Source organism: Amycolatopsis sp. NPDC059027 (genome assembly GCF_042739735.1).
GTDB lineage: Bacteria > Actinomycetota > Actinomycetes > Mycobacteriales > Pseudonocardiaceae > Amycolatopsis.
In genome coordinates this window covers 66761-75143 of record NZ_JBHYIK010000007.1, presented here as the reverse complement: position 1 = coordinate 75143, position 8383 = coordinate 66761, and the positions used below count along the sequence as shown (strand labels likewise).

Below are 8383 nucleotides of genomic sequence, written 5' to 3'. Positions count from 1 at the left end.
GCCGGGGCCGGCACCGCCGTCGCCGCGGGGGGGGGCCCGGGGCGCCCTCGGCGGCCACCCCCCCCCCCCGCGCTGCGGGGCACTTCCCGCCCACCCGCGGCGCCCAACCCCCCCTTCAGCTCACGTGGGTCAGGACCAGAGAGCGGAGGCCAGGAGGAGGCCCAGGGTGCCGGAGGTCAGGCCCGCGAGCACCGTGACCACGACGTTCACCACCGCGTAGAGCCGCGTCTTTTCCAGGAACAGCCGCAAGGTCTCGTAGCCGAACGTCGAAAACGTCGTCAGCCCGCCGCAGAAGCCCACCGAGACCAGCGACCGCACCGCCGACGGCTGCCCACCGTGCAGCGCCCACCCCGACAGCACGCCGAGGATCAGCGAGCCCGCGACGTTGACGGTCAGGGTGCCCCACGGGAACGTCGAACCGCGCCACTGCTGCACGCGCCGGTCGGTCAGGTACCGCAGGATCGCGCCGGCACCGCCGCCGAGCGCCACGAAGAGCAACGTCACTTCGGCTGCCTGCCGACGTAGCGGACCACCTCGACCTGGTCGAGCGTCACCAGCCCTTCGCCGATCAGCTCGTCCAGCTGCGGCAGGAACGCGCGGAGCTTCGGCTCCTCGTCGATGATCACGACCACCACCGGCAGATCCTCCGACAGCGAAAGGATTCGCGTCGTGTGGATCAGCGAACTCGCGCCGTAGCCCTCGACCCCGCGCAGCACCGACGCCCCGGCGAGCCCGGCGTCCCGGGCGCGGCGCACGATCTCGTGGTAGAGCGGCTTGTGGTGCCAGTGGTCGTCCTCGCCGACGTAGATCGTCAGGCGGGTGGCGGTTCCCGATTCCTCCATCACTGTCCCTTTCGGAATCACTGTCCCTTTCGGAGGGTGACGCTCCTGGTGGCGACGAGCCCCGCCGTGACCGCGCACAGGCACAGCAGCACCGACGCCGCGACGTAACCGAGCCCGATCAGCAGGCGGCCGGTGCTCAGCGCGTCGAGGGTGTCGACGACGAACGTCGAGAACGTGGTGAAGCCGCCAAGAACCCCGACGCCGAGGAACGGCCGCAGCAGGTGGTGTGGCTGCGCGGTGGCGGTGATGACGGCCATCAGCACACCGATGAGCAGACAGCCCAGCACGTTCGTGAGCAGCGTCGACATCGCGAACGCGCCCCGCGCGTGCGGCAGCGCGACCGACAGGCCGTAGCGGGCGACGCTGCCGAGTGCCCCGCCCGCGCCGATGGCGAGCAGGACGTCCCATCGGGTCGCCGGAGTCACAGGCATACCCAGCAGTTTCTCACCCGATGGCGGACGCGTCGCGGCGGGCGAGTCGACCATGCTGGACGCCGGGCGCCACCCGGATGCCGGGCTCCGGACGGTGTCCGTATTGTTGCTCAGGGTAGGCAAGGCAACCCTAAGAAAGGCGGGTACATGCGCGAAGAGTCCCTCGCCGGTGGTCAAGGCGGCGCCGCGCGGCTCGGTGAGCTGATCCCGGTCGCACTGGCCGGGATGGCCGCCGGTATCGCCGAACGTGGCGGACCGGTACCCGCGGGCGGGCCCGCCGCGGTCGCGGCCGCGCTCACCGCGGCCGGGGGCGGGACGGGGACCCTGCCCGGCACCGGCGTCGGCGCCGAGCAAGCGCTCGCCGAGCTGAGTCACCTGCTCGCCGCGGGTTCGGCCGATCCGGCGGACCCGGCCTGCGCGGCGCACCTGCACTGCCCGCCACTGGCCGTCTCGGTCGCGGCCGACGTCGTCGCGGGCGCGCTCAACCCGTCCATGGACTCGTGGGACCAGGCCCCGGTGGCGAGTGAGCTGGAACGCGCTTTCACCGCGGGAATCGCCCGGTTGTGTTACCCGGACGCGCCTGGCGCGGACGCCGTGGTGACCTCCGGCGGCACCGAATCGAACCTGCTCGGCCTGCTGCTCGCCCGCGAGGCCTCGCCCGGTGTCCCGGTCCGCCCGGTGTGCGGGGCGAACGCCCACCACAGCGTCGCGCGTGCCGCGTGGCTGCTCGGCCTGCCCGCCCCGGTCGTCGTGCCCTGCGAGGACGACCGCGTGGTCCCGGCCGCACTGTCCGGGGCCCTCGCCGCGTTGGACGGCCCCGTGGTCGTCGTCGCCACCGCCGGGACCACCAACACCGGCGCGATCGACCCGCTGCCGGAGATCGCGAGGATCTCCCGCCGCGCGGGCGCGCGCCTGCACGTCGACGCGGCGTACGGCGGAATGGCGTTGTGCAGTCCCGAATTGCGGCCGCTGCTCGCCGGGCTGGAACTCGCCGACTCGGTCGCGCTGGACATGCACAAGTTCGGCTGGCAGCCGGTCGCGGCCGGGCTGCTCGCCGCCCGCGAGACCGCCGATCTCGCCGCGCTGAGCGTGCGCGCGGAGTACCTCAACGCGGACGACGACACCGAGGCCGGGCTGCCGGACCTGCTGGGCCGTTCGATCCGGACGTCACGGCGTCCCGACGCCTTCCGCATGGCGGTCACCGTGCGGGCGCTGGGCACCGACGGGATCGGAGCGCTGGTCGAGCGGTGCCGCGCCACCGCGTCGGAGGTCGCCGCGGTGATCGACGCGCATCCCGCGCTGCGGCTGCTCGCCCCGCCTGAACTGTCCACTGTGGTCTTTCGGCCCACCGTCGTGGATGGACGGTCCGAAGCGGACGAACTCGTCGCCGGGATCCGCCGCGTGCTGCTGGAGGCGGGCACCGGGGTGATCGGCCGCGCCGCGCTCCCGACCGGGCCGGACGGGGCGCCGCAGCTCTGGCTCAAGCTCACGCTGCTGCACCCGCACGCGAAGGCCGGCGACTACCGCGCGCTGCTGGAGCGGGTGGTCGCGGCGGCGGAGGCCGAATGCGCCGCCATGCCGGGAAGTCCGGTGGTGTCATGAGGTCCTACGACGTTGCGGGCATCGGGATCGGCCCGTTCAACCTGTCGCTCGCCGCGCTGGCCGAGCCGATCAGCGGGCTGGACGTCGCGTTGTTCGAGGCACGCCCGGAATTCCGCTGGCATCCCGGGCTGCTGGTCGAAGGCGCGACCCTGCAGGTCCCGTTCCTCGCCGACCTGGTGTCCCTCGTGGACCCGACCAGTCCACTGTCCTTTTTGAACTACCTGCGGGAACGCGGGCGCCTGCTGCCGTTCTACTTCGCCGAACGGTTCCACCTGCCGCGCGCGGAGTACGACGACTACGGGCGCTGGGCCGCGTCACGCCTGCCGGGCTGCCACTTCGGCCACCGGGTGACCGGGGTGCGCTGGTCGGCCGAACGGGAAGCCTTCGAGCTGACGATCTCCGGCGCGGAGCCCGTGCTGGCGCGGTCGGTCGTACTCGGCGTCGGTTCGGTGCCCTCGGTGCCGGAACCGCTGCGCGCGTTCGTCGAGGATCCGGACGCGCTCGCGCTGCATTCCGCCGACTACCTGTCCCACCGGGAAGCGCTGCTGGCCGCGGAGACCGTGACCGTGGTCGGCTCCGGGCAGTCCGGCGCGGAGGTGTTCCTCGACCTGCTGCGCTCACGATCCACAGTGGACGGACTGCGCTGGCTCGCGCGTACGCCGGCGTTCGCGCCGATGGAGTACTCGAAGCTCGGGCTGGAGCAGTTCACGCCCGACTACACCGCGTACTTCCGCGCTCTCCCCGAAGCGGTGCGCGACGAGTTGCTGCCCTCGCAATGGCAGCTGTACAAGGGAATCGACGGCGAGACGATCGCCGCCATCCACGACGAGCTTTACCGGCGCAGCATCGGCGGCGGCTGGCCGGAGGTGACGCTGACGCCTGGAGTCGAGGTCGTCTCGGTGTCTACTGTGGACGACGGGTTTTCGCTGGAGGTCCGGCATGTCCAGCAGGGCCGGACCGCGGTCGTGCGCACCGGTGCGGTGGTGGCGGCCACCGGCTACGCCGAAACGCCGACCGGCCCGCTGCTGTCCGGGCTCGGCGACGCGGTCCACCGGGACGCGCGGGGGCGGCTGAAGATCGGCGCGGACTACCGGGTGGAACTCGACGCGGCCATCGCCGGCACGCTCTTCGCGCAGAACGCGGAAAAGCACACGCACGGGCCGGGCGCGCCGGATCTGGGGCTCGGGGCGTGGCGCGCGGCCGCGATCCTCAACGCGGTGTGCGGTAAGGCGGTCTACGAACTGCCCGCCCGCACCGCGTTCACCACGTTCGGGCTCGGGAGTGGACAGGAAGGGTGAGGATGGACAACGCGGGATCGTGGCGCGCCGCGGGCGCGCTGATCACCCACAAGATGCTCGGCGAGCTGTCGTACGAGGCGATGCTCGTGCCCGAAGCGGGGGAAGAGACCGAGCGTGGCCACCGGCGGTGGCGGCTCGAACTGCCCGGCGATGTCGTCTACGCCTTCCAGGCGCGTCGGGGCGCGTTCGAATCGTGGACGGTCCTGCCCGGCAGTGCCTCCCGGCAGGTGGGCGACGGTCCCGCCGTGTCCGTCGACGACCCGCGCACGCTTGTGGTCGATGCGCGGAAAACCCTGGGGCTGACCGGTTTGCGGCTCGCCGACGTGCTGGCGGAGCTGACCGCGACGGTGACCAACGAGGCCGCGCGGCTGCGGCGGGCGCCGTCGGCGGCTGAACTGTCCACGATGGACTACAACGTCGCGGACGGGCACCTGACCGGGCATCCGCGGCTCGTGCTGAACAAGGGCAGGGTCGGGTTCTCCGCCGCCGACCGTGCCCGATTCGCTCCGGAGGCGGGCGCGGACATCCGGCTGCGCTGGCTGGCCGTGCACCGCGACCACGCCGAGTTCCGCTGCGTCGACGAACTGAGCGCGAAAGCCTTGCTGGAAGGCGAACTCGACGAGTCGCAGCGCGCGGAGTTCACCGCACGGGTCGCCGCGGTGGGCGATCCCGCCGACTACCTCTGGGTGCCGGTGCACCCGTGGCAGGCCGACGAGATCGTCGGCACGCTGTACGCGGCCGAACTCGCCACCGGCGCGATGATCGACCTCGGCGAGTCGGCGGACCACTACCGTCCACATCAGACGATCCGGACGCTGGCGAACATGGCCAGGCCCGATCGGCACGATGTCAAGACCGCCGTGTCGGTACGGAACACACTTGTCTACAGAGGACTCAACTCGGCGGCGACACTGGCGGGGCCGTCGGTGACGGCCTGGCTGCGGCGTATTCACGACGCGGACCCGGTGCTTTCGGAGAAGTACCGGTTCGAGCTGCTCGGCGAGGTCGCGAGCGTTTCGGTGCGGCATCCGGTGTTCGGCGCGCTGGAGGAACTGCCGTACCGGTTCCACGAGACGCTCGGCGCACTGTGGCGCGAGCCGCTGGTGACGCGGCTGGCCGAGGGGGAGCGGGCCATTTCCTTCGCCGCGCTGCCGTATCGCGACGCGGACGGGGTCTCCGTCCTCAGTGAACTCATCGGCCGGTCCGGGGAGAGCGCCGAGGAATGGCTGGCGCGATTGTTCGACCTGCTGCTCACCCCGCTCCTGCACTGGTTGCTGCGTTACGGCGTCGGTTTCTGCCCGCACGGCCAGAACCTGGTGCTGGTGACCGACCCCGGCGGGCGCCCGCTGCGGGTGGTGATCAAGGACTTCGCGCAGGGCGTCGACCTGATGGACCAGGAGCTGGCCTGCTACGCCGACCTGCCACCCGAGGCGGCCGCGGACATGCTGCGCTGGGCGCCGCATCTGCTCGCGCAGTCGCTGTTCAGTTCGGTGTTCTCCGGGCAACTGCGGTTCTGGGCGGAGATCCTGCTCGACGACCTCGGGCTGGCGCGGGCCCGGTTCTGGGAGCTGGTGCGCGCCGTCGTCGGCCGGTACCGGGACGAGAATCCGGACGTCGCCGAGCGGTTCGACGCGTGCATGCTGTTCGCACCGGACGTCGAGCGGGTGACCTTGAACCGCGAGCACCTCGCCGGGCAGGGCTTCGACAAGGTCGAGCGGGACGACGAGTTCGACGTGCGCTGGGGCCGGGTGCCGAACCCGTTGTCCGGGCCGGACCCGGACGGCGCGTGGTGAGCCCGTTCTCGCGGCCGGTCGGTGCTCGCTCGCTGGCCGCTCGTGCGGCGGCGGCGAGCGCGGCGGCGCCGGTGCTGCGGGCCGGGCTCGCCGAGCCGGGCGCGCGGTTGCTGCTGCTGGTGCCCGATCCGCACGCGCGGTTCGCGGCCGTGGAACTGAACGCGCCGTTCGCCGCCGAGGTACTCGACGACGGCTACGGCGTGTGCGGCTACGTCTTCGCGTGGACACCGGAACGGGAACCGCTGCCGTTACCGGAAGGCAGCGCGGTGACCCGCTATGTCGGCGGATTCGGAGATCTTCCTGTCCTGCCGGATCCGGCGTCCGCGGTGCCGCTCGGTGAGCGAATGTGGGCGGTGGTCGGCGATGCCGCGTGGCCATCGGGTGAACCGGCGGCGCTGGCACCCCGGGAAATCCTGCGCGGGCAGCTCGCGGCGCTGGAGGAACTGGGGCTCACGCCGTCGGTGGGAATCGAGCACGAGGTCGTCTTCCGCGACTCCGGTGGCGCGCCGCTCACGTCGCACGGCGTGGATTACGCAGTCGGTGGCACCGAACGGCTGACGCCGCTGCTGGCCGATCTGCGCTCTGCTTTGGACAGTGCGGGTCTCGGCGTCGAATCGGCGCGGGCGGAATGCCACCCCGGACAGTACGAGATCGTGCTCCGGCACCGCGATGCGCTGGCCGCCTGCGACGACGTCCTGCTCCAGCAGCTGATCGTGCGCCGCAAGGCCGCCGCGCACGACGTCACCGCCGACTACGCGGCGGCACCGGAAACCGGCCACGGCAACTCCGGCCACGTCCACCTGTCACTGTCCACAACAGACGGTTCGCCGATCGGTGCCGGACTTTCCGGCCCGCTGTCCGGGTTTCTCGCCGGAGTGCTCCAGTACGCACGAGCGCTGACACCGGTCTGGGCGCCGACGTGGAACAGCTACGTCCGGCTGCGCACCGCGCCGTTCTCGCCGCGGGTGGTGCGCTGGGGCGTCGACGACCGCACCGCGTCGGTCCGGCTCGCCGGGAGCGGGGCAGGGCAACGATTGGAGTTCCGTTTCGCCGGAGCCGACGCTTCGCCACACCTCGTCGTTGCCGCGCTGCTGGCCGCCGGACGTGCCGGACTCGCCGAGGGCCTGACGCCACCACCGGCAGGGCAGGCCGTCGGCGAACTGGCCACGACGCCATGGGAGGCACTGGCGGCGTTCGAGGAGAACGCGCCGAAGTTGCTGGGCGAGGACGTCGCCGAACTGATCGCGGCACTGCTGCGTGCGGAGATCGACGCCGGGCTCGACGCGGTGACGGACTGGCAGCGCGCCCGCGCCGCCCTGCGCTCCTGACCGGTTCGCCGGAAAATCGTTCGCCGCCTTGGCGCGGCGTCGCTACGCTGCCGATCATGCTGGATCAGCGACGGCTGGACGAGTTCGCCGAACGCGGTTTCGTGGTGATTCCACAGGCAGTTCCGGAAAACGCGGTGGCGGAGGCGGCGCGAAGCATCGATGAGCTGGTGGCAGCCGACCCGCCGGGCGGGCAGGTCGTCGGGCCGCATTTCTACTTCCCTGACGCGGCCGACGTCCCGGCCTTGCTGGCGGTGGTGACGGACAGCCCGGCTTGGTCGTACGCGGAATCCCTGGTCGGTACGGGAAATCTCGAGGTGCCGGGGCAGGTACAGATCGCGCTGAGCATCCCGCCGTTCTCGCACCGGCCAGGCGGGCACCATCTCGACGGTTACCCGCCAGGCCCGGACGGCCGCCCCTACACGTTCACCATGCTCGCCGGGGTGCTCATGTCCGACCAGCTCGGCGAGGACGGCGGCAATCTGTGGGTCTGGCCGGGCACGCACCTGACGCATGCGGAGTACTTCCGCGAGCACGGGCCCGACGCGTTCCTCGCCGCCGGCGGCTATCCGCCCATCCGCTTGCCCGAACCCGAGCAGATCCGGGGCAGGGCGGGGGATCTGCTGCTGGCGCACTTCCTGCTGGGCCACAACATCGGCGGCAACATGACGGACCGGACGCGGCGGGCGCTGTACTTCCGGCTGAAGCGGACCGGCCACGATCCGCGGTGGCAGGAGTTCCTCCAGGACCCGTGGCTCGACTACGACCCGCTCCGTACCGCGCCGCATGGCGAATGAGTGTCCTTTGTGGCCCTTGGGTGATCCATCGCTCTGTCGTGGTGTCCCGAAGGGCGAGCCGACGGGGCCGCGACGCGTTCGGCCGAGAGGTCGTGCATGGCACATCGAGGTCTTCTCGGTAGGTGCGAGGGGCGGTTTTGCTGGTGGGCGCTTCCCCGCGATGCTGGCGGGCTCGTCGTGGCGGCTGGGGTTTCACGCTGCGGCCTTGGCTTGTCGCGGTATGGTCGTTAGTAGTGGTGTTAGGGTGGCGACCAGGCCATGGGGCGTCACGCTTTGCGGGTGGTGTCTCGGGTGT

General features: G+C 71.7%; 8 protein-coding genes. 5 read left to right on the top strand and 3 right to left on the bottom strand.

The genetic code is table 11. The annotated features are described in order from the left end of the window. Positions 1-129: 129 nt before the first annotated feature. From crcB to ACFWY9_RS07045, 3 genes are read right to left on the bottom strand one after another with little or no spacing between them, the layout of a single operon-like run. Positions 130-504: a fluoride efflux transporter CrcB gene (gene crcB, locus ACFWY9_RS07055; RefSeq protein ID WP_378328556.1), complete on the bottom strand. Its 375-nt coding sequence runs from the start codon at positions 502-504 to the stop codon at positions 130-132. Next, positions 501-842 carry a DUF190 domain-containing protein gene (locus ACFWY9_RS07050; RefSeq protein ID WP_378328555.1) on the bottom strand — a complete coding sequence of 114 codons (342 nt, stop codon included), beginning with the start codon at positions 840-842 and terminating at the stop codon, positions 501-503. Before ACFWY9_RS07050 ends, crcB begins: the two co-directional genes overlap by 4 nt. A 17-nt stretch (positions 843-859) precedes the next feature. Then, positions 860-1273 (bottom strand): fluoride efflux transporter FluC, encoded by a 414-nt coding sequence (locus ACFWY9_RS07045; RefSeq protein WP_378328554.1) that lies wholly within the window; start codon positions 1271-1273, stop codon positions 860-862. A 147-nt stretch (positions 1274-1420) separates the two neighbouring features. On the opposite strand from ACFWY9_RS07045, the gene ACFWY9_RS07040 reads away from it, so the two are divergent. The 5 genes from ACFWY9_RS07040 to ACFWY9_RS07020 are packed head-to-tail and all read left to right on the top strand — an operon-like array spanning position 1421 to position 8088. Next, complete coding sequence (locus ACFWY9_RS07040; protein ID WP_378328553.1) at positions 1421-2875, top strand: pyridoxal phosphate-dependent decarboxylase family protein; 1455 nt, start codon at positions 1421-1423, stop codon at positions 2873-2875. Continuing rightward, positions 2872-4173 carry a lysine N(6)-hydroxylase/L-ornithine N(5)-oxygenase family protein gene (locus ACFWY9_RS07035; protein WP_378328552.1) on the top strand — a complete coding sequence of 434 codons (1302 nt, stop codon included), beginning with the start codon at positions 2872-2874 and terminating at the stop codon, positions 4171-4173. The genes ACFWY9_RS07040 and ACFWY9_RS07035 overlap by 4 nt, the downstream gene beginning before the upstream one ends. Positions 4174-4175: 2 nt before the next feature. Then, positions 4176-5966 (top strand): IucA/IucC family protein, encoded by a 1791-nt coding sequence (locus ACFWY9_RS07030; protein WP_378328551.1) that lies wholly within the window; start codon positions 4176-4178, stop codon positions 5964-5966. Next, positions 5963-7294, top strand: coding sequence for a glutamine synthetase (locus ACFWY9_RS07025; RefSeq protein WP_378328569.1), 1332 nt, complete (start codon positions 5963-5965; stop codon positions 7292-7294). The genes ACFWY9_RS07030 and ACFWY9_RS07025 overlap by 4 nt, the downstream gene beginning before the upstream one ends. Positions 7295-7350: 56 nt before the next feature. After that, on the top strand, positions 7351-8088 hold the full coding sequence (locus tag ACFWY9_RS07020; protein WP_378328550.1) for a phytanoyl-CoA dioxygenase family protein: 738 nt from the start codon (positions 7351-7353) through the stop codon (positions 8086-8088). Positions 8089-8383: the final 295 nt, after the last annotated feature.

Excerpts from the sequence above, each read along its gene's own strand:
- ACFWY9_RS07050 (WP_378328555.1), bottom strand. The coding sequence starts at position 842 with ATGGAGGAATCGGGAACCGCCACCCGCCTGACGATCTACGTCGGCGAG.
- ACFWY9_RS07045 (WP_378328554.1), bottom strand. The coding sequence starts at position 1,273 with ATGCCTGTGACTCCGGCGACCCGATGGGACGTCCTGCTCGCCATCGGC.
- ACFWY9_RS07040 (WP_378328553.1), top strand. The coding sequence starts at position 1,421 with ATGCGCGAAGAGTCCCTCGCCGGTGGTCAAGGCGGCGCCGCGCGGCTC.
- ACFWY9_RS07035 (WP_378328552.1), top strand. The coding sequence starts at position 2,872 with ATGAGGTCCTACGACGTTGCGGGCATCGGGATCGGCCCGTTCAACCTG.
- ACFWY9_RS07030 (WP_378328551.1), top strand. The coding sequence starts at position 4,176 with ATGGACAACGCGGGATCGTGGCGCGCCGCGGGCGCGCTGATCACCCAC.
- ACFWY9_RS07020 (WP_378328550.1), top strand. The coding sequence starts at position 7,351 with ATGCTGGATCAGCGACGGCTGGACGAGTTCGCCGAACGCGGTTTCGTG.